Origin of the sequence: Emticicia aquatica (assembly GCF_923079645.1) — a bacterium.
GTDB lineage: Bacteria > Bacteroidota > Bacteroidia > Cytophagales > Spirosomataceae > Emticicia > Emticicia aquatica.
In genome coordinates this window covers 252534-279529 of sequence record NZ_CAKLPY010000001.1, presented here as the reverse complement: position 1 = coordinate 279529, position 26996 = coordinate 252534, and the positions used below count along the sequence as shown (strand labels likewise).

25 protein-coding genes and 1 pseudogene are annotated in these 26996 nt (G+C 34.8%); 9 read left to right on the top strand and 17 right to left on the bottom strand.

The window, feature by feature from the left end; genetic code table 11:
* Positions 1 to 18 precede the first annotated feature (18 nt).
* Both metF and MJQ71_RS01135 read right to left on the bottom strand, forming a co-directional pair.
* Positions 19 to 978, bottom strand: coding sequence for a methylenetetrahydrofolate reductase [NAD(P)H] (metF, locus tag MJQ71_RS01140; protein WP_238803880.1), 960 nt, complete (start codon positions 976 to 978; stop codon positions 19 to 21).
* A 199-nt stretch (positions 979 to 1177) separates the two neighbouring features.
* Complete coding sequence (locus MJQ71_RS01135) at positions 1178 to 2464, bottom strand: acetyl-CoA hydrolase/transferase family protein (RefSeq protein WP_238803879.1); 1287 nt, start codon at positions 2462 to 2464, stop codon at positions 1178 to 1180.
* Positions 2465 to 2699: 235 nt separating this feature from the next.
* Here MJQ71_RS01135 and MJQ71_RS01130 point away from each other — a divergent pair, with 235 nt between their 5' ends.
* Positions 2700 to 3065, top strand: a complete 366-nt coding sequence (locus tag MJQ71_RS01130; protein ID WP_238803878.1) for a hypothetical protein — start codon at positions 2700 to 2702, stop codon at positions 3063 to 3065.
* A gap of 59 nt (positions 3066 to 3124) precedes the next feature.
* On the opposite strand, the gene MJQ71_RS01125 is transcribed toward MJQ71_RS01130, so the two are convergent.
* From MJQ71_RS01125 to MJQ71_RS01115, 3 genes are all read right to left on the bottom strand, one after another.
* The gene (locus MJQ71_RS01125; protein WP_238803877.1) at positions 3125 to 3844 is read right to left on the bottom strand and encodes a Bax inhibitor-1/YccA family protein; all 720 of its coding nucleotides are present in this window, start codon (positions 3842 to 3844) and stop codon (positions 3125 to 3127) included.
* Between the two features lie 94 nt (positions 3845 to 3938).
* Positions 3939 to 5216 carry a rod shape-determining protein RodA gene (gene rodA / locus MJQ71_RS01120; protein WP_238803876.1) on the bottom strand — a complete coding sequence of 426 codons (1278 nt, stop codon included), beginning with the start codon at positions 5214 to 5216 and terminating at the stop codon, positions 3939 to 3941.
* Between the two features lies 1 nt (position 5217).
* The gene (locus MJQ71_RS01115) at positions 5218 to 7209 is read right to left on the bottom strand and encodes a penicillin-binding transpeptidase domain-containing protein (RefSeq protein WP_238803875.1); all 1992 of its coding nucleotides are present in this window, start codon (positions 7207 to 7209) and stop codon (positions 5218 to 5220) included.
* Positions 7210 to 7518: 309 nt separating this feature from the next.
* Here MJQ71_RS01115 and tsaE point away from each other — a divergent pair, with 309 nt between their 5' ends.
* Genes tsaE through MJQ71_RS01100 form a run of 3 tightly spaced genes read left to right on the top strand, consistent with a single transcriptional unit; the run spans position 7519 to position 9628 of the window.
* Complete coding sequence (gene tsaE, locus MJQ71_RS01110) at positions 7519 to 7929, top strand: tRNA (adenosine(37)-N6)-threonylcarbamoyltransferase complex ATPase subunit type 1 TsaE (protein ID WP_238803874.1); 411 nt, start codon at positions 7519 to 7521, stop codon at positions 7927 to 7929.
* Between the two features lie 34 nt (positions 7930 to 7963).
* Positions 7964 to 9181, top strand: a complete 1218-nt coding sequence (locus tag MJQ71_RS01105; protein WP_238803873.1) for an alanine dehydrogenase — start codon at positions 7964 to 7966, stop codon at positions 9179 to 9181.
* Positions 9182 to 9223: 42 nt separating this feature from the next.
* On the top strand, positions 9224 to 9628 hold the full coding sequence (locus MJQ71_RS01100; protein WP_238803872.1) for a hypothetical protein: 405 nt from the start codon (positions 9224 to 9226) through the stop codon (positions 9626 to 9628).
* 48 nt (positions 9629 to 9676) lie between these two features.
* Here the strand turns inward: MJQ71_RS01100 and MJQ71_RS01095 are convergent, their stop codons facing one another.
* From MJQ71_RS01095 to ispF, 3 genes are all read right to left on the bottom strand, one after another.
* Positions 9677 to 11308: an amidohydrolase gene (locus tag MJQ71_RS01095; protein WP_238803871.1), complete on the bottom strand. Its 1632-nt coding sequence runs from the start codon at positions 11306 to 11308 to the stop codon at positions 9677 to 9679.
* A 74-nt stretch (positions 11309 to 11382) separates the two neighbouring features.
* Entirely contained in the window at positions 11383 to 12525 is a 1143-nt protein-coding gene (locus MJQ71_RS01090; protein WP_238803870.1) for an amidohydrolase family protein, read from the bottom strand.
* Between the two features lie 205 nt (positions 12526 to 12730).
* Positions 12731 to 13216 carry a 2-C-methyl-D-erythritol 2,4-cyclodiphosphate synthase gene (gene ispF, locus MJQ71_RS01085; RefSeq protein ID WP_238803869.1) on the bottom strand — a complete coding sequence of 162 codons (486 nt, stop codon included), beginning with the start codon at positions 13214 to 13216 and terminating at the stop codon, positions 12731 to 12733.
* 194 nt (positions 13217 to 13410) lie between these two features.
* Between ispF and MJQ71_RS01080 the strand changes: the two genes are divergently transcribed.
* Complete coding sequence (locus MJQ71_RS01080) at positions 13411 to 14649, top strand: M16 family metallopeptidase (protein ID WP_238803868.1); 1239 nt, start codon at positions 13411 to 13413, stop codon at positions 14647 to 14649.
* Positions 14650 to 14715: 66 nt separating this feature from the next.
* Here the strand turns inward: MJQ71_RS01080 and MJQ71_RS01075 are convergent, their stop codons facing one another.
* From MJQ71_RS01075 to MJQ71_RS01040, 8 genes are all read right to left on the bottom strand, one after another.
* Positions 14716 to 15948: a NupC/NupG family nucleoside CNT transporter gene (locus MJQ71_RS01075; RefSeq protein ID WP_238803867.1), complete on the bottom strand. Its 1233-nt coding sequence runs from the start codon at positions 15946 to 15948 to the stop codon at positions 14716 to 14718.
* A 115-nt stretch (positions 15949 to 16063) separates the two neighbouring features.
* Positions 16064 to 16903 (bottom strand): transglutaminase family protein, encoded by an 840-nt coding sequence (locus MJQ71_RS01070; RefSeq protein WP_238803866.1) that lies wholly within the window; start codon positions 16901 to 16903, stop codon positions 16064 to 16066.
* A gap of 88 nt (positions 16904 to 16991) precedes the next feature.
* A complete protein-coding gene (locus tag MJQ71_RS01065) occupies positions 16992 to 17723 on the bottom strand; it encodes a proteasome-type protease (RefSeq protein ID WP_238803865.1) in 732 nt (243 codons plus the stop codon).
* Positions 17724 to 17822: 99 nt separating this feature from the next.
* Positions 17823 to 18785 carry an alpha-E domain-containing protein gene (locus MJQ71_RS01060; protein ID WP_238803864.1) on the bottom strand — a complete coding sequence of 321 codons (963 nt, stop codon included), beginning with the start codon at positions 18783 to 18785 and terminating at the stop codon, positions 17823 to 17825.
* A gap of 120 nt (positions 18786 to 18905) precedes the next feature.
* On the bottom strand, positions 18906 to 19550 hold the full coding sequence (locus MJQ71_RS01055; protein WP_238803863.1) for a response regulator transcription factor: 645 nt from the start codon (positions 19548 to 19550) through the stop codon (positions 18906 to 18908).
* Positions 19551 to 19577: 27 nt separating this feature from the next.
* Positions 19578 to 20381: a sensor histidine kinase gene (locus tag MJQ71_RS01050; RefSeq protein ID WP_238806392.1), complete on the bottom strand. Its 804-nt coding sequence runs from the start codon at positions 20379 to 20381 to the stop codon at positions 19578 to 19580.
* Positions 20368 to 20877, bottom strand: coding sequence for a hypothetical protein (locus MJQ71_RS01045; RefSeq protein WP_238803862.1), 510 nt, complete (start codon positions 20875 to 20877; stop codon positions 20368 to 20370). The genes MJQ71_RS01050 and MJQ71_RS01045 overlap by 14 nt, the downstream gene beginning before the upstream one ends.
* Positions 20878 to 21012: 135 nt before the next feature.
* Entirely contained in the window at positions 21013 to 21648 is a 636-nt protein-coding gene (locus MJQ71_RS01040; RefSeq protein ID WP_238803861.1) for a hypothetical protein, read from the bottom strand.
* A gap of 384 nt (positions 21649 to 22032) precedes the next feature.
* Here MJQ71_RS01040 and MJQ71_RS01035 point away from each other — a divergent pair, with 384 nt between their 5' ends.
* The 4 genes from MJQ71_RS01035 to MJQ71_RS01020 all read left to right on the top strand — a co-directional run bounded on the left by MJQ71_RS01035 (position 22033) and on the right by MJQ71_RS01020 (position 26345).
* A complete protein-coding gene (locus tag MJQ71_RS01035) occupies positions 22033 to 22353 on the top strand; it encodes a LytR/AlgR family response regulator transcription factor (protein ID WP_238803860.1) in 321 nt (106 codons plus the stop codon).
* A gap of 406 nt (positions 22354 to 22759) precedes the next feature.
* On the top strand, positions 22760 to 23467 hold the full coding sequence (locus MJQ71_RS01030; RefSeq protein WP_238803859.1) for a hypothetical protein: 708 nt from the start codon (positions 22760 to 22762) through the stop codon (positions 23465 to 23467).
* 108 nt (positions 23468 to 23575) lie between these two features.
* Complete coding sequence (gene nagA, locus MJQ71_RS01025; RefSeq protein ID WP_238803858.1) at positions 23576 to 24688, top strand: N-acetylglucosamine-6-phosphate deacetylase; 1113 nt, start codon at positions 23576 to 23578, stop codon at positions 24686 to 24688.
* Positions 24689 to 24830: 142 nt separating this feature from the next.
* On the top strand, positions 24831 to 26345 hold the full coding sequence (locus tag MJQ71_RS01020) for a P-loop NTPase family protein (protein ID WP_238803857.1): 1515 nt from the start codon (positions 24831 to 24833) through the stop codon (positions 26343 to 26345).
* 89 nt (positions 26346 to 26434) lie between these two features.
* On the opposite strand, the pseudogene tnpA reads toward MJQ71_RS01020, so the two are convergent.
* Positions 26435 to 26845, bottom strand: a pseudogene (gene tnpA, locus MJQ71_RS01015) (IS200/IS605 family transposase).
* Positions 26846 to 26996 lie beyond the last annotated feature (151 nt).

The window sequence follows — 26996 nt, the reverse complement described above, 5'->3', positions numbered from 1 at the left end:
CTACAATTTGTATTCAACTTAGAAAACCTCCCTAGCCACAGCCATTGTGGTATCTGACTTGCTCATTGTATAAAAATGTAATGCGGGAACACCAAAATCAATCAATTCTTTGCATTGCTGAATACTCCATTCTATCCCTATTTGTTTGGCCTGTTTGTCGTTTTCGCAAGCTAAAACTTCTTTTCTGAAAGCTTCTGGCATATCCAAATAAAATAATCTTGGCAAAATATCTAGTTGCTTTTTGGTTGCCAAAACTTTCAAACCAGGAATTATTGGCACATTAATTCCTTCAGCACGACATTTATTGACAAAATCAAAATATTTTTGGTTATCAAAAAACATTTGAGTGACAATATAATCTGCTCCTGCAGCAATTTTTCGCTTTAGATTTTCCATATCTTGGTCCAAATCTTGAGCTTCAAAATGTTTTTCTGGATAAGCAGCTACACCAATACAAAAATTGCTGGCATTAAGATATTCAGCATCTTCATGCAAATATTTGCCTTGATTCATCTCTTTTATTTGTGAAACAAGCTCGTTTGCATACAAATGACCATCTTTTTTAGCCTTGAAAGTATCATAAGGTTTAGCAAAATCACCTCGCAATGCCAATACATTATCGATACCTAAATAGTTGAGATCAATCAATAAATCTTCGGTATCATCTTTGGTAAAACCACCACAAAGTACGTGAGGAACTGGGTCAATTTTAAATCTGTGCATGATTGACGAACAAATTCCAACAGTACCAGGGCGTTTACGGGTTCTCACTTCTTTGGTAGTTCCATCAGGCAATTGCTTCGTAAAATATTCTTCACGATGAAAAGTAACATCAATAAATGGCGGTTTTAGTTCCATCATTGGTTCAATGGCATTCAATAAATCATTAAGATTTGACCCTTTAGTTGGCGGAATAATTTCAATTGAAAATATTGGTTTTCCGTTATTACTTTTAAGATGTTCTGTTACTTTTGCCATTTTACAAAAATTTGTTTTCGTTCTTAAATTTGGTCATTACAAATTTAAGAACGAATTTGTATTTTTCTAGAAAATTATTTTATCCTTATTTTTTAGCAAAAATAGATATATTATTTATTAAAACAAATTTTTGTAGTTTTTTTATCTAAAATAAACACATTAAACAGTTATATTATTTTCCTTGAAAACTTATCAAAACCTAAATAATTGATGAATATTGATGTTTTAATCGTTCATAAGCAGCTTTTGCCAATTCTTCTTGGTGGTCAGGATGAGCCACTTTAATTAATTCTTTCGCTCGTTCAACGAGGGTTTTACCAAATAAATAGGCAATTCCAAATTCGGTTACCACATAATGAACATTCGCACGGGTTGTTACAACACCCGCCCCTTCTTTTAGATGAGAAACAATTTTCGACAGCCCTTTACCAGTTGTTGCATTGAGTGCAATAATTGGTTTTCCACCTTCAGAAAGGGCCGCTCCTCTAATAAAATCCATTTGTCCACCAACACCCGAATACATATTATAACCAATGCTATCTGCACAAACTTGACCTGTAATATCAATTTCGATAGCACTATTTATTGCCGTCACTTTGGGATTTTGGCGAATAATAGACGTATCATTCACATAATCAACCCGCATCATGGTTACTAATGGGTTATCATCTACAAAGTCATATAGTTTTCTCGATCCACAAAGAAATGTTGAAATAATTTTCCCTCGATTACGTTTCTTATATTTTCCTGTAATTACTCCCTTCTCAACCAAAGGAATAATTCCATCAGAAAACATTTCGGTGTGAATTCCTAAATCTTTATGATGCTCTAAAGCAGCCAAAACAGCATTCGGAATACTGCCAATTCCCATTTGCAAAGTTGCCCCATCTTCAACCAATGAAGCCACATGATTGCCGATTTGTTGATGCTCTAAAGTGGGTTCGCCCCATGAAACTTCGTGGAGAGGTTCATCAAAAGGCACAAAATAATTGATTCTACTCGTATGGACTTGACTATCTCCTAGGGTTCGAGGCACGTATTTATTGATTTGGGCAATCACGATATCAGCCGAATCAATGGCAGCTAAAGTAGCATCGACTGAAGTTCCGAGTGAGCAAAAACCACTTTTATCGGGCGTTGAAACTGAAATCAATGCTACGTTAAGCTTTATAATATTTTGGCTAAAAAGCTTTGGAATTTCCGACAAAAAAATGGGAATATAACTTCCTCTGCCTTCGGCAATTGCTTTTCTTGTATTACTAGCAATAAAGAAAGCATTCGTATGAAAAACACCCGCATATTCGGGCTTTGTATATGGAGCTTCACCTTCGGTATGAAGGTGATATATTTCGATATTTTTTAGTGAATCCGCTCTTTTTACAAGCGTATTTATCAAATGGTGCGGTACTGCGGCTACACTATGAACAAAAATTTTATCGGCTGACTTTACTAATTTTAAAGCCTCTTCGGCTGTGGTAATAAGCATGATAGTTTGAGATTTTTTTGTGCAAAAAGAAACTTTTTTGAGTACAGCTTTAATGACAATAGTCATATAAAAACGCACTTTTTATCAATCTTTATTTCGTAAAATCAGAAGGAACAATTATTTGGATATATATTAAAAAAAAATCTTTAAAAAATTATATTTGAAATAAGAAAACTAATTTATATTTATAGACGTTTAAAAATCGTAATTATTCAAACCACAAAATACATTTCTAATGAAAAAAACTATTTTCTTCTTTCTCTTGGGCATTTTCGCCTTAAATCTAACTGTTTTAGCTCAAACTGCTGCTACACCTGCTCCTATTGCAGTTGATACTGTAGCTTTGAAAGAATTAGTTGGTAAATACAAAGTAAAAGATGCTCCTATTGAAGAGCTAATTATCACGATTGCTAATGGAAAGCTAATGGGTGAAGCCGTTGGTCAAGGTTCAGCAGAACTTGCACCTACACCACAAATAGATATTTTTGAAGTAGTTGGTTATGGCGGTACTGTTGAATTTGTTAGAAATGAAACGAAAGCCGTTGTTAAAGTAAAGCTGACGATTCAAGGTTCTACGATGGAAGGCGAAAAACAGTTGTAGTTTTATCCATTTTATTAAAAAAGGCTTCAAAATTAATATTGAAGCCTTTTTTAATTGTATTATTTGCGTGATAATTTTGATAAAAGCTTCAATATTTCGAGATATAACCAAACAATTGTCACCATCAAACCAAAAGCGGCATACCACTCCATAAATTTGGGGGCTTGCATTTCAGCTCCTTGTTCAATTAAATGAAAATCAATAATAAGATTCATGGCAGCAATTGTAATTACCACTAGAGAGAAAATAATTCCAATTATGCCACCCTCATGGATATAAGGCACATTCACACCAAACATTCCCAAAATCCAAGTGAGCATATAAAGCAAAAAAACTGCTCCTGTTGCAGCCGTAACTCCAAAAATAAAACCTTGAGTTGCTTGTAAAATACGAGTTTTGTATAAAAACCACATCACAAAGACTATCCCAAAAGTTAGGCCTGCTGCGATTAAAGCAAATTCTTGAAAAATAGCAGAAATTGCTCCAATTGCCAAACCTTCAAGCAAAGCATAAGTTGGAGCTAATTGAGGAGACCATTCTTTTTTGAAAACTAAGATTACTGCACAAAGCAAGCCACCAATACAACCCGCAGGAATAAGCATTGGAGCGATGCTCCAACCTTGTATTAATGCAACCCAAGATACCGCAGAAGAAGCAGCAAGAATAAAAAGTAAAATACCGACTTTAGTTAAAGTACTTTCAACAGTCATTATGTCACTTTTGTCGTACGAAAAGTCAATTTTGGTGAATGTTTTTTCTGAAAATGCTGGATTTGCCATAAATAATATAAGGTTTAGTAGTAAATAGATGAAGCAATTAAATAATTATTTTGAATAAATCAAAGAGTAATCATTTTCATAATGTCTCAAAAGCTTACACCTTATAACTTCTGTGGGCATCCAATTTCAAGAAAATAAACAACAAAATGGTAAATGACCAAAGAGATGAACCACCATAACTTAGAAAAGGTAAAGGAATGCCAATTACGGGCATCAGTCCGATTGTCATGCCAATATTTACTAATAAATGAAAAAACAGAATTGACGCAACGCAATAACCGTAGATTCGTGAAAATTTGCTCCGTTGTTTTTCAGCCAAATTAATGAGTCTATTTAGCAAAGCTGCAAAAATCAGAATCACAATTAAACTCCCAAAAAAGCCCCATTCTTCTCCAACTGTACAAAAAATAAAATCGGTTGATTGTTCGGGAACAAAGTCAAATTTTGTTTGTGTACCCTGTAAATATCCCTTCCCAATAACGCCACCTGAACTAATGGCAATTCTCGACTGAGTAACGTTCCAACCAGCACCGAGTGGGTCAGAATCAGGATTTACTAAAACTTGAATACGTTTTTGTTGGTGAGGTTGTAAAATATTTGTAGTAAAAAACTTTACGCCAAACACAAAAATAGATGCCATTAAAAACACACCAACTAATCGTGTAAAGTTTTGTCTGGAACGTTCGTAGCGTTTCAAGAAAATATACCAAAACATTGCACATGCAACTGCCAGTCCTGCAACAACATATAGTTTATCGAAAAATAATACTAACACAAATAATATTGCAAGTGCAATTCCCAAAGCTGGATAAATCCCAGGCAAACCTTCACGGTAGAAAACGGCAATAAATGCCGCAAAAGTCAAAGCTGAACCTGTTTCCTTTTGTAAAATAATAATAATTGGTGGCACAAAGACGATTAATCCCGCTACGATTGCATCACGAATTTTTGTAAAACTTACACCTTGAGTACTTAAAAACCGAGATAAAGCTAAAGCTGTTAAGACTTTTGAAAACTCGGCAGGTTGAAATGAAAACGTACTTCCTAGTTTTATCCAAGAGCGAGAGCCTTTGATTTCGGTTGCTAAAAAAATAGTTGCAACCAAAAGTAGGATAATAAATCCGTAAAAGATATAAGCAAACGAATCATAGACTTTGTAGTCAACAAATAAAATTATAAGTATCAAAATAAACGATAAACAAATAAAAAGTAGTTGTTTTCCTGCATTATGAGATGTCGAAAATATAGTTATTGGGTTTTCTGGATTATAAATTGCTGCATAAATATTCAACCATCCAAAAATAACTAATGCCGCATAAAGCCATACGGTTGTCCAATCAATCCCTTCTCTAATATCAATATCACGTGCCATACTATTTTGTTGAATTTAGGTTTGTCTCTTTGGGTTTTACAAATGTTGTTTTTATCACCTTTACAGGTTCACTTTGTGGTTTGGATTTCGGAGCAGTTGGTTCCGAAATTGTTGGTTTGTTGGATTGTGGTGATAAACTTCTCAAATCTTTTGAAGCTCCGCCAGCCGCCATTGATTCAACGGTTCGTATGCTCAAATTAAGCATTCGTTCTTTGATAGCAGTACGTTTAATTACTCGATTCAGATATTTCTCAATCATCAAAGTTGCTATTGGAGCAGCTACTGACCCCCCAAAACCTGCATTTTGAACCATCACTGCAATCGCAATTTTAGGATTATAACGTGGAGCAAAAGCTATAAAAACTGAATTATCTTTTCCTTTTTTGTTTTGAGAAGTGCCTGTTTTTCCACAAATTGCAATTCCTTCTACAATACCAGCACCACCACCAACTGTACCTCTTTCTACTGCATCTTGCATTCCACCAATAATTGCCTCGAAATGTCTCGAATCAATTTCTGTACGATGAATTTGTTTTTGGTCGGGTTTGAGGCCTCTACCATTTTGTCCAATACCTCTAACTAAATGTGGTGTTACCCAATATCCTCGATTAGCAATTGTTGCGGCCAAATTTGCCATTTTAAGCATATTGACCGAAACCTCTCCTTCACCGATACTTAATGAATATATATTTGAAAATTTCCATTGAAAAGCCCCATAACGTTTGTCATAATATTTTACACTTGGCAACAAACCAGAAGACTCTGAGGGTAAATCTATACCTAATTTTTGACCATAACCAAATTTCTCCACCATTTCGTGCCACTTTGAAAGCATAATTGGAGCTGCTTTGAATGGATTTGTTTCGCTTGTTTCCGACATAGTTTTACGAAAAACATTGTAAAAATATGGGTTACAAGAAAAACGCACCGCATTATGTAAGTCGTTTGGTGAACCAGGGTGATTATGACATTTTACAGGAGCTCCGCCCAGAGGAAACGCCGTTGAAGGAGCAATTGCACCTAATTGTAGAGCAACCAACGCTTGAACCAACTTAAAAGTTGAGCCTGGTCTAAAAAAACCAGTTGCTACTCGGTCATTCAGTGGTTTATCTGGATTTCGATAAAGTTCTTTAAAGTTTTTAGCAAACTGTTTTCCCGAAAGAATATTTGGGTCATAATATGGATAAGAGCCAATTGCCAATACCTCGCCAGTTGCGGGTTCAATGGCAACTGCACAACCAGTTTTTCCCTGAAAAAGGCTATCAGCCAATTGTTGTATTTCAACATCAACGGTTGTATATAAATTTTTCCCAATTACTGCTAAAGTATCAAATTCTCCATCCGAATATGACCCTTTATTTTCACCGTGAACATTCATCATCGTAAACTTGACTCCTCGCCTTCCCCGCAATTCCATTTCGTACTGTTTTTCTAATCCAGTAATTCCGACATAATCTCCACTTCTGTAATATTCAACTTCTTGGTCTTCATAAGCTTTTTTACTGATTTCACCAATATAACCAAGTGCATTAGACATGGTGTGTGCAGGATATGTCCTAAAAAATGACAACTCAAATCTAAATCCTGGAAAACTCACCATTGCATCAGCTACACGAGCATAATCTTCTTTCGATAATTGTCGTAGAAAAAGTGTCTCACGGTTACGTGAATAGCTTTTAGCAACCGCCATCGTACTATCAAAATAAGTACGAGAAATATTAAACAAACGACAGAACATTGATGTGTCCATTTGTTTAACTTTATAAGGCGTTACATACATATCATAAACATCAACATTTGCCACGAGCAGTTTTCCATTACGGTCATAAATTTGCCCACGTAAAGGAATCTGCACTTCTTTTTTCAAAGCTCCTGTCGAACCAATTGTGTGATATTGGTCATCAATTACTTGAAGATATAGTAATCTCAACAAGTAAATACCGCAAACTAAAAAGAAAAAACTAAGAATGATTTGCTTTCGGTCTTGGAACATTATAAGAACTTATATATGGGTTTAATCAAAATAAAAACGAGTTAATCAAGTTGCGTTTTTCTAGAAAAAATAAAAGATAAATACCTTCTTAATGATGATATTTTTCGATTTTTTTTGTGACGAATATCAACTGATAAACTGACTTTTTCCTTTTTGTTCAACAAAGTTCTCGAAAAATCAACAGATTTCTGCATATATTGCCTAAGAAAATTTGTTTTTTTTACGAAAAGTAAATTTCATAAATAAGATTGAAATTATTTTGAGTATTTATGCGATTTTTGCAGGATATTTATACTTAAAGTAGGTACAATGATTTATAAAATCGAACAATTATCTGAAGTGGCTCGCCAAGTAATTGCAGCCGCAGGAACAAAAAATATTTGGATTTTTGAAGGCGAAATGGGTGCTGGAAAAACTACTTTAATAAAAGCGATTTGTAGAGAATTAGGCGTAAAAGGAAATATTCAAAGCCCTACTTTTTCAATCGTTAATGAATATTTGACCGATAAAGGCAAAACTATTTATCATTTTGATTTTTATAGACTTAAAAAAGAAGAAGAAGCCCTTGATTTTGGCGTTGAAGAGTATTTCGATTCAGGAAATATTTGTTTGCTAGAATGGGCCGGAAAAATTGAGTCCATTTTACCTGATGATTTTTTCAAAATAACAATTAATTTGGAAGAAGATTTGACTCGAAATATAGCATTTGGTATTGCATAAAAACGTCAGAACAGTGGTCAGAACTTAATATATTATGACAGGACAATCTATTTCAGAATTAGCAAGACAATCTACGCTTTACCCACAGGAATCGCCAGAAATGATAAAAAAAGGCAAAAAAAACCTTTTTATTGGTTTACCTCGTGAGGTTTCGCTACAAGAAAACCGCATTGCTCTTACGCCAGAATCAGTAACGTTATTGGTCAGAAATGGACACAAAGTATTGATTGAAAAAGGTGCAGGTGAAGGTGCTAAATTTTTGGACAATGATTATAGTGAAGCTGGAGCAAAAATAGTTTATAGTCCAAAAGAGGTTTTTGAGGCCGATTTGATTCTAAAAATCGAACCTTTGGTTGACAGTGAAATGGATTTTTTGAAATCAGGGCAAACGGTAATTTCCACGTTAAATGTACCGAATCTTACTCGCTCCTATTTTGAAAAACTCAACGAAAAACGAGTAACAGGCATTGGTTTTGAACTGATTCAAGATAAAGTTGGCAATTTTCCAATCATCCGAACGATGAGCGAAATTGCAGGAAGTACTGTCATGCTCATTGCAGCCGAATATTTAAGTAGTGTCCATGATGGAAGAGGAATGATTTTAGGCGGAATAACGGGAGTTCCTCCAACAAAAATTGTCATTATTGGAGCTGGAACAGTTGGCGAGTACGCTGCACGTACCGCCCTTGGTTTAGGTGCAGAAATCAAAGTTTTCGACCAACATATTTACCGACTTCAACGCCTTAAATATGCGGTTGGACAACATATTTATACATCAATAATTGATTCTGAAACATTGACAGATGCTCTTGCACGTGCCGATGTTGTTATCGGTGCGATGCGTGCTGAAGATGGACTTTCGCCCATGTTGGTTACGGAGGAAATGGTTTCAAAAATGAACCCTAATGCCATTATTATTGATGTTTCTATCGACCAAGGAGGCTGCTTTGAAACCTCCGAAATGACAACGCATAAACATCCAACTTTTCAAAAATATGGTATTACTCATTATTGTGTTCCAAATATTGCTTCGAGGGTAGCACACACTGCAAGTATCGCTTTGAGCAATGTTTTTACACCTTTTTTATTGAAAACTGGCAATGTTGGTGGTATTGAGGAAATGATTTTTGCAAAACAATGGTTTACCAAAGGAGTTTATTGTTTCAAAGGCAGTTTAACAAACCTAACAATTGCACAAAGATTCAATTTACGTTACCGAGATTTAGGTCTTTTAATTGCTGCTCGGATGTAATTTTTTTGTTCTTAGAAACATTTACAATTAATTATTAAAAAAATGACTTCGCATTCAAACGAAAATACAATTTTAGATGATGTTAATTCACCCGAACTTGACCAAAAAATAATGAGTCAAGTGGCAGGAGATTTCATTAAAGTAGCTGACCATTTGAAAGAAGCATCGTACCAAATCAGGAAAAGAGGTTTCTCCGAAAATCCGATTTTTGTGGTCGCTCGTACAATGGTTGAGGTTGGTCAAATGCTCTTTACCAGACTTGATTTTGAAACCCAATTTGATTATAAAGCCTCTTTTTTAGATGAATTTGTACAGAGAAAATTGATTGGGGAAGAATCTGTCGAGCTTTTCAAGGAAAACTTTAAAAATGCCGACGAATATTGTTGCTTATTTGTAATCGAAGCCGAATTTGCAGGATTTGTATTCATCCCTTTTCCCGAAGACTGAAAAAGCGATGGTCGAAAATTTTGTTTTCGACCATCGCTTTTACTAAGATCATTTATTTAATCCTTTCAATTGGTCTTCTCTTAAAGTTGGATATTTAATTCCTAATTGTTCCAAATACGTTTTGTATTTAGTTGAATCATAATAATATTTACTCATTTCTGGGCGAAATTTCTCCATAATTTCTTTGTTCAACTGAATCGCAGGTTTATCATCTTTCGAGATTAGAGGTGTATATTTAATTTCCTTCGTTTGCTCTTTGTTATAATATTCCCAAGCATTTTTGATAATTTCTGGTTTAAAAAGCATATCTAACAACGTTAAAGCTTCAGCTTTTGCCCCAGCAGTACAGCCTTTGTGAGCAATTGGAGTAGCCATCGTAATAGCATTCGCCCAATGATGACCTGGCATTCCAGGCATATTTGAAGGATAACGCAAAACTACCGTTGGCAAAGACCAAGAAATATCTGCAATATCATCTGAGCCTCCTTGACGGATAATATTTGGTGAATAAACAGGCTCGCTCATTGTGTCAAGTTTTGTTGCTAAACCATCCATTTTCAATGATTTCAATTCCTTTTGACTAGCTTTTGCTAAAATTTGATCTTCTTCCGACCATTGTGGTAAGCCTACTCGCTTGATATTATTATACATTGTTTCGGCAATTGGTTTATTAAAATGACCTGGCCAAGCACTTCCCAAAATTTCGTAAGTAAATTTAGTATCGGTCATTAAAGCAGCTCCTTCAGCAATTTTTATCGCATTATCAAACAATTTCTTGATTCTAGGATAGGTTCGTTCACGTAAATAGTACCAAACCGTTGCTTTTGACGGAACAACATTTGGCTGGTCTCCACCGTCCGAAATTACATAGTGAGAGCGTTGAGTAGTTTCCAAGTGTTCACGCTTAAAATTCCAACCAATATCCATTAATTCTACGGCATCCAATGCACTTCTTCCTAACCATGGATTTCCAGCAGCATGAGCCGCAACGCCTTCAAAGTGGAATTTCACTGATACCAAGCCCGTATTTCCTGCATCTCCCCACGATACCCCCAAATTATCACCAACGTGCGTAAAAATACACGCATCAACATCCTTAAAATAACCATCACGCACATAAATTGCCTTCGCTCCTACTTGCTCTTCAGCCACACCTGGCCACAGCATTAGCGTTCCTGCAATTTTCTCACGTTCCATGATTTCTTTCAAAGCAAGCACTGCAGTAATATTAAGAGCTTGACCAGAATTATGGCCTTCACCATGCCCTGGAGCTCCTTCAACAATTGGCTCTTTGTAAGCAACACCAGGTTTTTGAGATGCTTTCGGAATACAGTCAATATCACTACCAATAGCAATAACTGGTTTACCCGAACCCCATTTGGCAATCCATGCTGTTGGCATTCCAGCAACCCCACGTTCGACCGTAAAACCGTTTTTTTCGAGTAGATTGGTAATATACTTTGAAGTTTCGTATTCTTGAAAACCTAATTCGCCAAAACTAAAAATTTGGTCATTTACTTCTTGAGTAAATTTTTGTCGGTCATCAATTTTCTTGATAACTTCTTGTTTCAATAATTCGAGTTTGTCAGGCACTGGAGCGACAATAGTTTTTTTCTTTTGAGAAAAAGCTAAGTTACTCACAATCAAGATTGTAGCGATGAAGATGCAACTTTTTTTCATGATTTTGGTTTAGTTTAGGTAATAAAAATGACGAACAGTTTATTAATTAAACCATTCGTCATTTTCTTTAATTTTTATTTTGGAAACTTACTTTTATCCAAGCCTGGAATTATTTTTAAAGCATTTTTATAATACACTTTTTTCAAAACTTCGTCAGATAATCCCATGCCATACATACGCCAATAAGCATGGTATTTTTTGTGGTAAGGAAAATACTCGTCTTCACTTTCCAACACTCTAAAATAAGTTTGATATTCGTCTGGAACCCATGAATCTTTTCCAAATAAAATTCTGTCTTGACGTTTCTCAAAAAATTTCTTTGCCATACGAGGTTGACGACCCAATTCGGCAATAACGGCCCCGATTTCGGCATACATATTAGGAAATGCCTCCATCAAGCTATCTAATTTCGATAAATTATTAGGATACCACCCCATGTGTGCATTAATAAATGTGGTTTTTGGGTGTTTTCTGAATACATTATGTTGCTGCTCAATGAGTTCTTCCCAAGAAAAATCTTTGCCTGCTGCGGCTTCACGCTTACGGCCAGGGTGCGTTTTAAGCTCGAGCCAACGTTCGTTTTGGGCATTGAGCGGGTCCCAAAAAGAAGCAGGGTCAGCCGTATGAATCAATACTGGAATACCTAGTTCACCTGCTTTAGCCCAAATTGGGTCAATACGTGCATCATCAACGGCAACCAACTTGCCATTATCTTTAACACTAAACCCTAAACTTTTATAAATTTTTAAGCCTTTTGCTCCACGAAGCTTAACGTCTTCCTCCAGCATTTTTACAGCTTTGGCTGTCCAATCTGGTTCATTTATTTTCGAGAAATCAATGTTTGTAAAAATCGCAAAACGAGTAGGATAGTTTTCTTTCACAGCCTCAATCATACCAACCAAACCAGCCGTACTTTTAGCTTCGTCTTGCCCAAATCCTCGTCCACTTAAATTGCACATCAAACCCATGTTCATTTTATCCATCTCTGTAATGAGCTTGGTCAAATCTTCTTTACTTTTCATTTCCCATTGATGATTATGCACATCAATGAATGGAAATTTAGCTCTTGTAATGACTTTTCCTGGAACTACAAGGGTAGATTTAGGTTCGTATTCTTCAAAAGTTACAGCTCCAGCGTTGTCACCAATCTTGATTTGTTGAGCTTGTAAATAATTGATAGTCAGCATGATGCTAACGGTTAGTACAAGTTTTTTCATTAAATAGGCAAATTTTAAAATGTATTCTGCAATTTAATGAAAATGAGATAATTCCAAATAACGAAAAATCATATTTCGACAATATGGACAAAAATGGCGATGAAAACTGAGTTAATGTATCTCCTTTACTAAAAAAGCGTGTCACAGTCTTATTTCTGCGACACGCTTGTCTAATTTTATTCAGAAATGCAAAAATGCTATTTTCTTAATTCAAATCTTTATAAATTAACGCTACGGCGTGGGCTTCTAAACCTTCTTTTCGTCCTACAAAACCCATTTCTTCCGTTGTTGTTGCTTTAATTGAGATACAATTATCGGGCAAACCAGTAACACTTGCAATTGCCTGAATCATTTCTGGAATATATTTGCCAATTTTGGGTTCTTGCAAACAAACTGTTGAATCAATATTCCCGATTTTATAGCCTTCTTTTTGAAGCATTTCAACAACTATTTTCAATAAAATTTTGCTATCGATGCCTTTCCAACGAGGGTCAGTATTTTTAAAATGCTTGCCGATATCGCCCATTGCAGCCGCACCCAAAAGTGCATCACACATCGCATGAAGCAATACGTCAGCATCCGAATGCCCTACCGAACCAACGGTATGTGGTATTTTTACGCCACCTAACCATAAATCGTAGCCTTCGCCTAATTGATGTACATCGTATCCTTGTCCTATTCTGATATTCATAAATTTATTTTCGTTTGGGCAAAAGTAGCTATTTTAGATTAAAACTTTTGCTTTCCAAAAGATGTTTTAACTTTGCAATATATTAATTTGACTCAATTAATAAGATTTGTGAGACTTAAAAGGTTAATTGTTAAAAATTCGTTTGTCATTCTTAATTCTAAATTCTTAATTGTGCTTTTGCACTTTGCGTTCTAATGATTAATTACCAACACTTTACATTACAAAACGGCTTAGAAGTTTACGTTCACGAAGACCATACAACGCCAATGGCAGCATTTAATATTCTTTATAATGTTGGCTCTCGTGATGAAAATGAAAACAAAACTGGCTTTGCTCACCTTTTTGAGCATTTGATGTTTGGTGGCTCGAAAAATATTCCGTCTTATGACGAACCGTTACAAAAGGTTGGTGGTGAAAATAATGCTTTTACCTCGCCCGATATTACAAATTATTACATCACGCTTCCTGCTCAAAATATCGAAACTGCTTTTTGGCTCGAATCTGACCGCATGATGAGTCTTTCATTCGACCCAAAAGTATTGGAAGTACAGCGAAAAGTAGTAATTGAAGAATTTAAACAACGTTATCTCAATCAACCTTATGGCGATGTTTGGTTGAAACTCCGACCGTTGATATATGAACAACATCCTTATCGTTGGGCAACTATTGGCAAAGAAATTAGCCATATTGAAGAAGCTACAATGGATGATGTAAAAAGCTTTTTTTACAAATATTACTTGCCTAACAATGCCATTTTGGTTGTTGCTGGTGATATAACTTTGGAACAAATAAAAGAACTTTGCACAAAATGGTTTGAGCCAATTCCTGCGAGTGAAAAATACGTTAGAAATTTACCTAAAGAAAAACCGCAAACTGCACCTAAATTCTTAGAAACATCAGCAAAAGTGCCTCTCAATGCTATTTATAAAGCATATCATATGCCAGGCCGATTTGATGAAAATTTCTATAATGCTGACTTATTAAGTGATGTGTTGGGTCGTGGTAAATCTTCGAGACTTTACACAAAATTGGTCAAAGAAAAACAACTTTTTAATAACGTTTCAGGCTATGTAACTGCTTCGCTCGACCCAGGTTTATTGATGATACAAGGCAACTTAAACGAAGGTGTGAGCCTAGAAACAGCCGATGCTGCCATTGAAGAAATTGTTGCTGATTTAGTCAATAATGCTTTGGAAGAAAGTGAATTGCAAAAGGTAAAGAATCAATCAGAATCAACAATGGCTTTTTCAGAAGTGGAATTATTGAATCGTGCTATGAATTTGGCTTTTGCAGCAAATGCTGGAAATGTTGATTGGTGTAACGATGATGCTCAAAAAATAGCTTCCGTAACACCAGAAAGTTTGCAAAAAATGGCAAAACAGATTTTGAGAAAAGAAAATAGTTCTACAATGTATTATAGAGCGGAGAAATAATTTGATAAAAACAAAAAGGGTGAATAAAATATTTTATTCACCCTTTTTGTTTTTATTCGTTCAAAACTAAATCAGTAAACCCGCAATTGTTGCTGACAAATAACTTGCTAAAGTTCCTGCAATTAATGCTTTGAAGCCCAATTTAGCTAAGTCTTGACGGCGAGTTGGTGCTAATTCTCCAATGCCACCAATTTGAATAGCAATTGAACTAAAATTAGCAAATCCACACAAAGCAAAACTTGTAATTGCCAACGTTTTAGGGTCAAGTGTACCTTTGATTTTCAATAATTCGAGGTAAGCCACGAATTCGTTAACAACCATTTTTGTTCCCATCAACGAACCAGCCACTTCAATATCTTTTGAAGGAACACCCATTGCCCAAGCAAAAACTGAGAATATTTTTCCAAGAATAAAATTCATACTCAAGTTGTCTTGTCCCCAAACCATACCCGTTTTATGTAAAATAAGGTCAACCAAAGCAATCAAAGCAATAAAACCAATCAACATCGCAATCACGTTGAAACCAACTTTCAATCCTTCGCTCGCACCTGCCGCAATGGCATCAAGTAGATTGGCATGTGCTTTTTTGATTTCTACACTTACAGTTCCTTTTGTTTCAGATTCTTGTGTTTCTGGATAAATGATTTTTGCAATAACCAAAGCTCCAGGAGCAGCCATAATACTCGCTGCTAAAAGGTACGGAGCAGGTACACCAAACGAAATATAAAGAGCCATTACACCGCCTGCAATACAAGCAAAACTTCCTGCCATTGACGACATCAACTCACTTTGAGTCATATTTTTGAGGTAAGGCTTAATCATGATTTGAGCTTCAACTTGCCCCACAAATGCACTCGCAACGTTTGATAAAGCCTCAGCTCCGCTTACGCCCATAAGCCATTTTACGCCTTTCGCCAAAACCGCTACCACTCTTTGCATAATGCCCAAATGATAAAGAATATTTACCAATACAGCCACAAAAATAATTGTCGGGATAATTTTAAAGAAAAAAATCGTTTCTTGACCAAATACTTTTCCGAGCATTAACGGGCTAACTAAAGGACCAAACACAAAATCAGCACCTTTATCGGCCAAACCCAAAACAGTCTGGATTCTTTTTCCAAGCCATTCAAAAATTGCCTGTCCAAGCGATGTTTTGAGAATAAATACGGCCAGTCCGCTCTGAAGTAAAAGCCCCACTCCGACAGTTCTGTAATTAATTGCTTTTCGGTTGTTCGACATAAAATAAGCGATGCCCAAAATGAGGGCAATACCGATGAGTCCTGTGAAGCGTTCCATTGATTAATTGTTTATTTAGGTAAGTTTTTAGTGTTTGATGATAATAATAAATTAGAATACAGTATCAAATCAATTGTGTGCGAAGGTAAATAAAAAAAACTAAAAATCTAAAAAACTACTTTTGTTGAATGTTTACAAAAGCATTAAGTACTGAACTTGTATTTCCTCTAAAACCTCCACGTACAGGATTTATGAGTTCAGCTTCCGCTGAAGAAGCCAATGTAATATACTGATTGTCAACTATTTTACCTTCGGTTGGGTCAAATCCACGCCAACCAGCACCAGGCAGATAAACTTCCACCCACGCATGTAATTCGTGTTCTTGTAACGCACTTCCAAAGCAATAACCACTCACAAATCGAGCCGCAATACCGAGTGATTTACAAGCTGCAATCATCAAAACTGCATAATCTCGGCAAGTGCCTTTTCGGGTAATTAGCGTTCTTTCTGGCGAATTTGCTACACCTTCAAGACGTTTTTCATAGATAAAATTTGCTCGAATATATCTTGAAATATTTACCAAAAAATCAGTCGTTTTCCAATCTGCTTCTGAAGCAATTTGTCGAGCAAATTGGTCAATAAGTGTGGTTACTCCTTCTTGCGTTAGATACGAACTCAAAGAAGAACGTTCTTTTTCGGGATATTTGAAAGGCAGTTTTTCGGATTCAAATGGAAAATAAATGAAGTGATAAGGATTAAAAGTCTCTGATACAATTTCAAATGTTGCCTTAAAACTCAATTTATCGCAAGATGAGTTAAAAAAAGCTACAAATTGGGCATTCCCTTCTACGTCAATATTCTTAAATAACAGATTTGGAACTGGCTGAATATCAAGCAAATAAGTATTTATTTCTTGATTTGGAGATGCTTTCGGAGTTAGATAAATCGTGTGAGGCGTCAGCAAAACAGGATTTGAATAAATGTAATGCAAAGTATGTTCTACGCTTAAAACCATTTTATTTCTTCCTAATTAAAGCGTGAATTTTCAATCAAATAGCACACTGATTTTACACTTATTAAAATCGGTGTGCTACAAGTTGTTTTTATATTTCTAATGATTTCGTAAAAATCGGCTCCATCCAATCGGTTGGTAATTTTTGTACTGAAGCATTCAAAAGTGCATTCCATTGATACGAAATTTGTTCCAAATCTGTTTTTTCGTAGCGTTGTTCAGCTATTTTGAAACTATCTTTTTCGCACAAAATTACATCAATCGGAAAATCAACATCATTGGCACTTACACGCGTAGAATCAAACGCCAAAAAACCAAGTTTCAATACTTCTTGTAATGAAGTATTGTATTTTAGATTTCTATATAATATCGGTTTTCCATAATTTGGCTGACCAATAATAATAAATGGCGAACCTTCAGTAACCTCAATCCAATTTCCTTCTGGATACAACATATATAACTTATGTTCTTCGTCTTTTTCGAGCTGTCCTCCGATAACGGCCGACAAATTAAACGATAAACCTGCTTCACGAAGTGACGCTTTGTCTTCAACGGCCACACGTTTTACCATTTCTCCAAAAGCATTGACCGCTTTATAAAGTTTATCAAACTTAGTGTCTTGTTCTTCTAAAACTTCCTTAAAATAAGTAATGGCTTTATCTCGCACCGAACGCAGCCCAGCAGTCATGATAAACAATGAATGATGAGGTGATTGATGAACAAATATTTTTTTATTGCTCGAAACTTCACTTCCCGATGTAATTCGGGTGTCGGCAATGGCAACAATTCCTTTGGCTACTTTTACTCCTAGGCAGAAAGTCATTTTTTAAATTAAGAATGATGAATAAAATATGGTATTGGCTAAAAATTGAGGTAAAAATAAAGAAAAACTAGCATTCCTAATTCCCAATTCTTGATTCATTTACGCTTCAACCAATTTTAAGTCAAAATAAGTATTAAAAATTTCTTTAGCGGCTACATTATTTTTAATTTGAAACTCGTCCAAGTAAGGATGTAAAGCTTTCTTGAAAATATCTCCAACTTCAGTAAACTCAATTTCATGACGAAGGCGAGTAATTTCTTTTTCGGCCAAATTTGAATATCCATTGGTTAGTTCTCGACCCGAAATTTGGTATAATGACAATTCTGCTTGACGAATACAATAAAAAATAGAGCGAGGAAAACTTTTATCTAATACCAAAAACTCAACAATGTGAGATGGATTAATAACACGATATTGCTGACGATACATATTGAAAGCACTTACCGATTTCAGCACTGAAGTCCAAATCAATAATTCTTGTGGTGAGCCAATAGCTTGGTCGTCTGGCAAAAGTGTAAAATACCGCACATCAAGAAATCTTGATGTTTTATCTGCTCGTTCCAAAAAACGTCCTAAACGGCCAAAATGAAACCCTTCGTTTCGAGTAACAGTCGAATCAATAATACCAAAAAATAGCTGACAGCCATCTTTTATTTCTTCAAAAAACTGTTGTAGTTGCTCAACTTCCCAGTTTTTTGTAGACTGTGTTTCTGATATTTTCAGATAAAACATATTGATATGCTCCCACATTTCTTTGGTAATGCTTTCACGAATCGTGCGGGCATTTTCACGAGCATAAGCGAGGCAACTATAAATTGAATTAGGGTTTCGTTTATCGAAAGTCATGTAGTCGATTACTGTGTCTCGGTCTGCAACGGTGTGATGCTCAAAGAATCCGTAATTATCAGCAGTAGCAATAAGCAAAGGCTCCCATTGTTCGGTTAAAATACCAGGGGCATCAAGAGTTAGATTAAGGTTTACACTCACAAAACGGGCGTAATTTTCGGCTCGCTCAATATAGCGATTAATCCAATAAATAGAATTGGCGACACGACTCAACATAATTTTCTTTGGTTTTTAATGAAGAAGACCAAAGATAATAAAGGAATTTGAAAAAACAAGCGAAAGATTATATAGCTTATTGATTTCAATAATAAAGACAATTTTGACTCAAAATAGTTATTAAACCACCACTAAACCTAACTTGATGGCTTCCATAACTACTCCAACACGTGTTTTTGCATTAAGTTTTGAAAAAACTTGCTCACGGTAACCATCAACAGTTCGTGGGCTTACACACATTTTATCGGCTATTTCATTATAAGTAAGTTCACTACAAGCCAGTTTTATAAACTCTGTTTCGCGTTCATTCAGTCCAAGTTTTTCAATCGGATTAATTATCTTTTCGGGATTCAGCCCTTTTATTAACTTGTCAGTTACGTATTCTGTATAGTAAAATCCTTTTTCAACAATGGCATCTAAAGCATTTTTCAATTCAGAAGGGCGGCAACCTTTCAACAAATATCCTCTCGCTCCATTGCGTAGCATTCCGATAATGGCTTCTTCCTTGTCGTACATTGATAATGCTAAAACCTTTACCTCTGGATAATTATTTTTGACCCAAAGAGCCGTTTCATAACCATCCATTTCGGGCATATTGATGTCTAACAAAACGATGTCAGGAATCATTTTAAGTTTAAAATGACGCAACAGCTCTTTGCCATTTTCAACTTCGTACATCACTTCATAATTTTCGAGTTTTTGGATCAAACCCGAAATCGCTTTTGCCACCAAATGATGGTCATCTACAATGGCTACTTTAATCATAAACCACCAAAATTATTCAACAACCTGCTACAAGAGTTTTTTTGTTGATGTCAAAATATATTTAGTTCCTTTTCCTATTTGCGATTCAATGTTACAATCAAAATTTATCAAATTGGCCCTTCTTTTAATATTTCTTAGACCCGAACCTGATTCAGCAAGTTCATTTTTCTTAGCACTTTCGTAGTCAAAACCTCTGCCATTGTCACTTATATGTAGCGTAAAAGTTTCAGGTAAATAATTGATATTGACTTCCAGATTTTTTGCTTGCGAGTGCTTCAATGCGTTATTTAAAATTTCTTGAACAATACGAAAAAGTACAATTTCACGTTCATAACCCAACGTATATTTCTCCCCTCGAAGCGTCAGTTCGGTTTCAAATTTCTTTGTTTTCCTAATACGCAGTAATTCATGGGCGATACTTTCTTGCAAGCCAAAATCATGCACAAAGTCACCATCAAGACTTTTAGACAAAGCTCGCAAATCTTGAATGGCATGGTCAACAAGTTCATTTGTTTGCTTTACAAATTCCTCATTATCAACATCTTGTATTGTTTCTTCAAGTACATTAAGATTTATTTTTGCTACAGAAAGCAACTGACCAATATTGTCATGTAGTTCTCGGCCAATATATTGTAAAGTAGTATTTTGAACTTCAATTTGGGAAGTCAGAATTTCTTGGTCGTATTGAGCTTTTAACGCAATTTTTTCTTGGCGATGTTTTAACTGACGACGTTGAAAAATCAAAGCAAAAGAGATAATAAAAGTAACTAAAATTATTAAAATAATAGTTCCAATCACAAACGTAAGTACAATCTCCTCATTTCCTTTCATCACCTAACAAAGTATGTTGTTTCACCAAAAAAGCTACTATAAATAAAGAATACAAAATATAATTACTGAAAACACGAATATATGCAAACACTCTTTCGATATAGCTATTTTCTTTAAAAAATGAATTATAAGTGCCAAATACAAACAAATTTGCTACACTAAAAAGTAACCATCCGCAACTTATCCAAAATAGCGGATAATCCTTCAATTTGTTATCGGTTTCAATTCTCAAAAGAAGCAAAAAATAATAAACAGAAAAGGCTGTAAAAATCAGTAGCTCGAATGAAATATAATAAGAGTTAAATTCAGTAATCGGCTGAATAAAAACACTCAATATCAATGACCATATTACCATTATTGGCATTGATATGAGTATCAGTTTCTTCCGAAATTCTTGATAATAAGCCCAAGCCACAATGATGTATTGTATCGGATTAAAAATATGATAAACAATGTAGTTTGAAGGCAAATTGAATTTATCAATGTTCAATGCCATTAGCTCTGATAATAAGGTCATAAACAAGAGCGATAAAAAAATTTTATTGCTCTTGTTTAGCTTCAAAAAATTAAATATTCCAACTATGACGCCGAGTAAAATAATTACAAAATAGACAATATAGTATTTAGACATTTACTTTTTAATTTTTGTTTTGGTATCTTTAAATAACCATTCGTCTTCTCTCTGAATGAGTTTATACAAATCTTTCCATTCATCAATTTTAAATAAATCTGAATCTTTTTGTGGACAATTTGTTTTTGGCGGACAAGGACCAATGTTATCTTCTATCTCCATTTGTGGAATAGATTCACTCACATTTCTATTGATAATTAAAGTAGAGTCTCTTTTGTTTTCAAATACAATAATAAAAGTCATGTTTCCTCCTTTTGCCAATGCAGGATACACCCGAATGCTTAAATCTTTAGGTTCAAGGCTGAGGCTATCTTTGTATTTTTTTGCTATTTTATCAATCGTTTCATAATTAAATACATAACTACTCTGAGGCAATTTTTTCGCTTCTTCGGGGTGTAAAGCTAAAGTACCATAAAAACTCCTTATTGAGCTTTTTGCTTCTTCAAGACTCATCGGAAATGGTCCTCTTTGTGTTCGTGAGATTGAATCGTATAGCGTTGCGTCTATTAACGTACTTCTATCATGGTTCAATATTTCATTAATTTCTTCTTTGGTTAGTTTTTTCCAGGGTTTAGCTTCTTTATTACAAGATATCAAAGCAATTAAAATAAATACGAATGAAAATGTTTTTTTCATATTGGTTCAATATTTTAAAAGGTCAAACAATAATTTTACTGAAAAGTACACTTCTAAAAGCATTGGTGCAAGATTAACTTGTCTACTTTCACATAAATCACTTATTATTAATCACTTACATTTAAAAATACGGTATTTTTCCCTATTGTGTATGTGAAAAACACCGTCTAAGTGCCGTGTTTATGATAATTTCCCTTCTTTATGGATGAAAAACTAGCAATAATTTAGTTTGACACTTGACACAATTTGTCTAATTATACATTCATTTCGATAAAAACCGTAAAAACACCCAGTCAATACAGTCTTTTCCCCATAGATTTCTTTAAAACTGAACACGACCTTTGTCTAAAATAAGGTAACCCGATTGAACCGAAACAACTTGCTATGACTCCATTTAAAACACCTCAAAATCAAGAGATTACTTATCTCGAAGCGGACATTAATTACACTATTTTTCATCTAAATAGTGGTAAAAAAATCGTTTCATCAGCTACGCTAAAAAAGCATGAAACAGATACTAGACTTGCTGGTTTTTTACGTATTCATAAATCATTTTTATTAAACCCTGAATTTATCAAAAATTATGAACAACATGGCAAAAAAGCTACAATTCATTTATCAAATGGAAAGAAACTAGCGGTTTCACGTCGTAAAATAAGTTTGATTAAAAATCACATTACTGTTAATCAAGTGGTTATCTCATAGATTTAGCATACTACTCATTCGTTCATACAACTTTTTCCTAAACTTGCTCAACTACTATTGAGCAAGTTTTTTTTATTTCTACTTCCCTTTTAATAGTCTATTATTTTCAATCTTCCAGCCAAGTGTTATTTGCAAATCATAAATGTGTATTTAGTACAACATCTTTATGTTAATCGTTTAACTTTTTGAGTTAATTTATTAGTAAAAACCATGCGAAATTGCATAGTGATTACTGCTATAAAATAGCCGTTTCTTTTACTAAAAATTGAATAGTTAAATCTGTATCTGAAAGTATCACTTTTTCATGAATACCTAAGCCTATCTACACATCTTCTTTTATCAATATGACCCGTAGTAAAGATTAATAAATTTTAAAACAAAAGTGGCGACTTCACGTAAAAAACAAATGCAAATTTCTACAAAAACCGTTTTAGCGTTACTAATCGCTTCAACATTATTATTTTCGTGTAAAGGACCTGCTGGTAAAGATGGGGCAATTGGCCCTGCTGGTGCAGCAGGAATTAACGGCACTAACGGAAAAGATGGTAATGCCAATGTGGTATATTCTGCATGGCTTACACCCGTTTGGATTTCAAATGGAGAAGGAACTACTGAATATTACCTCAATCAAAAAAGTACTGCCAATGCATTATTGACCAAAGAAGCCATTGATAAAGGATTAGTTTATGTTTACTGGAAAGGTAATGCTCTGGTTTACAATGAAGACAAGCGTGAATATGAATTAATCGAACGAATAAGTATTAATTCTCATTCTATCTATTTTAAAATTCCTGGTCGAACAACCAATGATTACTACGATTTTCAATATTTCAGACCTTATGCTGAAGAAATGATTGGTGTAAATTATCTAAAACTTACAGGATACGTAGGAAGAAAAGGTTATCCACGTGAAAATGGCATTATTAACTATAACAATTATACCATTCTCCCCGAATTTGCCAATGGTAAAGGTTTTGGTTTTTACAATGAACTCGTTAAGGATATTGTTAAATATCGAGTTGTCGTTGTTTATGGTAGTATTCAAGGCCGTAATACGCCTGTTGATATGACTAATTATGAAGCAGTAAAAAATTATTACCACCTAAAAGATTGAAAATCTGAGCCAAGTTTCAAGCTGTAATATCAAAGTTGTAACTCAGTTCAAAATAAAATATTAAACATTTTTCTTAACTTGCTCAATCATCTTTGAGCAAGTTTTTTTATGCAAACAATCATCAGTAACGCTACCATTCATACAGGTACTCAAATCCTAGAAAATCAAACTATTATCATTGAAAATGGGCTAATTACCAATTCAGAACAAAAAGCTGATGCGAAGATTATAGACCTTCAAAATAAACATATTTCTGCTGGATTTGTAGATATTCACATCAACGGCGGAGAAAAATATTATTTCACTCAAAACGCCACTGAAGAAACCATTCAAGACATTTATGAATCAAGCCTAAAATTAGGGACAACACACGTATTACCCACGTTAATTACTTCTCCTCTCGACAATATTTTAAAGGGAATTGAAGCTACCCGTGCTTTTTTAGAGAAAAACCCTACTTCTGGCGTTCTCGGAATGCACCTCGAAGGGCCATTTTTGAACCTCGCAAAACGAGGAGCTCATTTGGCGGCTTACATCAGAAAACCAAGTAATAATGAACTTGAAGAAATCATTAAATATGGCAAAGGAATTATCAAACTAATGACCATTGCCGCTGAAAACTTCAATGAAGAACAAATAGAAATGTTGCTCGAAAGTGGCATAAACATTTCACTCGGGCATTCAAATGCTACTTATAAACAAGCCAAAAACGCTTATAATCAAGGCATTAACCTCTGCACACATCTTTATAATGCCATGACCCAAATGGGGCATCGTGAACCAGGTGTGGTAGGAGCTACATTTGACAGTCCAGATGTTTACGCTCCAATAATTTTAGATGGTTTTCATTGTGATTATGCCGCGGCTCGTATTGCTTATAAAATCAAAAAAGACCATCTTTTCTTAATTTCTGATGCACTTTTTGTGGGCGAAAAAGTAAAACAATTCCAATGGGAAGAATTTGATGCTTATTTAGAAAATGGACAATACCGAAACTCAGAAGGTAACTTAGCTGGGGCTGCCGTTTCAATGGCTGATTGCGTAAGAAATGCAGTACAACAAGTAGGAATTTCGCTGGAGGAAGCCATAAAAATGGCAACCATTCGCCCAGCGAAAGCATTAGGCATTGATGATAAAATTGGACAAATTGCAGCAGGATTTCCAGCAAAATTTGTCATTTTTGATAAAAACTTAACTGATTTTAAACCTTTAGTTTTGTAAAACAATTTTTTAAGATACTTTCAAAATAAAAAATTGTTCCACAACTACTAAAACCATTTCTATAACAAATCCGTTATTCAAAGAAGACATGTTAAGTGTCTAAAAATTAAGCATTCTCTATTATACATTTTACTTTAAATTCATGCCTTTCGATAAGAATATTTTAAAAATCAAAACACTTGGCGAATTAAAAGCCAGCGGTTATCGCCCCAAATCTATTAAACAAGAGCTTCGTGATAATTTGGTTGAAAAACTTAAAAATAAAGAATCCGTTTTTCCAGGTATTTGGGGTTATGAAGATACTGTCATTCCAGATGTTGAAAAAGCCATTCTTTCGATGCACCACATTAATTTACTAGGTTTGCGTGGACAAGCAAAAACGCGTATTGCTCGTTTGATGGTTAATCTTTTAGATGAATATGTGCCAATAGTGGATGGTTCTGAACTAAACGATGACCCACTCGAACCACTTTCACGTTTTGCCAAAGATTTAATTGTCGAACACGGTGATGCCACACCAATAGCATGGTTGGCTCGTGAAGAGCGTTATAACGAAAAATTGGCAACGCCCGATGTTTCGATTGCCGACTTAATCGGTGATGTTGACCCAATCAAGGCAGCAACTTTGAGATTGCCTTATTCTGACGAACGTGTGATTCATTTCGGTATGATTCCTCGTTCGCATCGTTGTATTTTTGTGATAAACGAATTGCCTGATTTACAGGCTCGTATTCAAGTTTCGTTATTCAATATTTTGCAGGAAGGAGATATACAAATTCGTGGTTTCAAACTCCGAATGCCACTTGATATTCAGTTTGTTTTTACTGCAAACCCTGAAGATTATACCAACCGTGGTAGTATCGTAACACCGCTTAAAGACCGTATTGATAGCCAAATTGTAACACATTACCCTAAATCTATCGAAATTGGGCGTAAGATTACGGAGCAAGAAGCTATTATCAAAGACGGTCAAAAGAAAATTGTTGTCAATGATATTTTGAAAGATTTGGTTGAACAAATTGCTGTTGAAGCTCGTCAAAGCGAATATGTTGATGCAAAAAGTGGTGTTTCTGCCCGTATGACGATTTCGGCTTATGAAAACCTTTTGAGTTCAGCTGAAAGACGTTCGTTAATCAATAGTGAGAAAAATGTAAATGCAAGAGTATCAGATATTTATGGTGCAATTGCAGCCATCAATGGAAAAATCGAATTGGTTTATGAAGGTGAAGTTGAAGGGCCAGTTTATGTGGCTCAAAGCCTTATCGGAAAAGCAATGCGAACTGAGTTTTTGAAATATTTCCCGAATCCAGAAGCAGTAAAGAAAAAGAAATCAGGTAAAAACCCATTCCAACAAGTATCAAATTGGTTTGGTGAAGGAAATGTCATTGATTTCACCAATGACCTCACCGACAGAGAATATCGTGCAAGATTAAAAACGATTGAAGGTTTGGAAGAATTAGTTGAAGGCTACCACGAGCGTTTGGGCGAAGATGATAAACTTTTTATGATGGAATTTGCTCTTCATGGTTTGGCTGAATATTCATTAATTAGCAAGCAAAATTTGGACACAGGTCTGCAATTCAAAGATTTATTGGATAGTATGTTTGACCCAAATAAGATGAATTTCGGTGATGATGAAGAGGATGATTTTAGATAAGAATTTTGAATAATTCATAATGAAAAAGGGCAAATCTTGATTTAGATTTGCCCTTTTTGTTATTACTCATCTTTAATAACTTCCCAGCCTTATTTTTTCATAAACTCTTCGACTTCTTCATCGAAAGATTTCTTAGCGTGGTGAATCTCCTGATTTTTAATATAGCTTACAACTTTCTCAACTTGTGACTCACTCGCTGAAACTACAAAATAATCATCTTGTCACGTAAATTTTTGAGACGTTAACTGTTGTTTATTTATCCAAAATGAAGATTCGCCTTTGATGAGTTTTGCAATAGCAGCAATGGATTGGTCTTTTCCCGAAGAAATCAAGCAATGAATATGCTCAGTATAGACATTGATTGCTTGTAGAAAAATATCTTTCTCTCGGCAGTTTTCGATGATATGGTTAAAAACCTCATATCTAATATCTTTAGTAAGAAAAGGAAATCGGTTCTTTGTAGAAAACACTACATGAACCCAAATTTTCACATAAGACATTTTAGAGCATTGTTGTTTTGGTAAAATAGTATTGTTTGATTAAAGTTAAAAATAGGAAATTTTATTTTAGCATCCGTCAGCTAAAGCAAACGGCAATGAAACTATTCTACTCAATTCTATTTTCATTGCCGTCAGTTTTAACTGACGATAA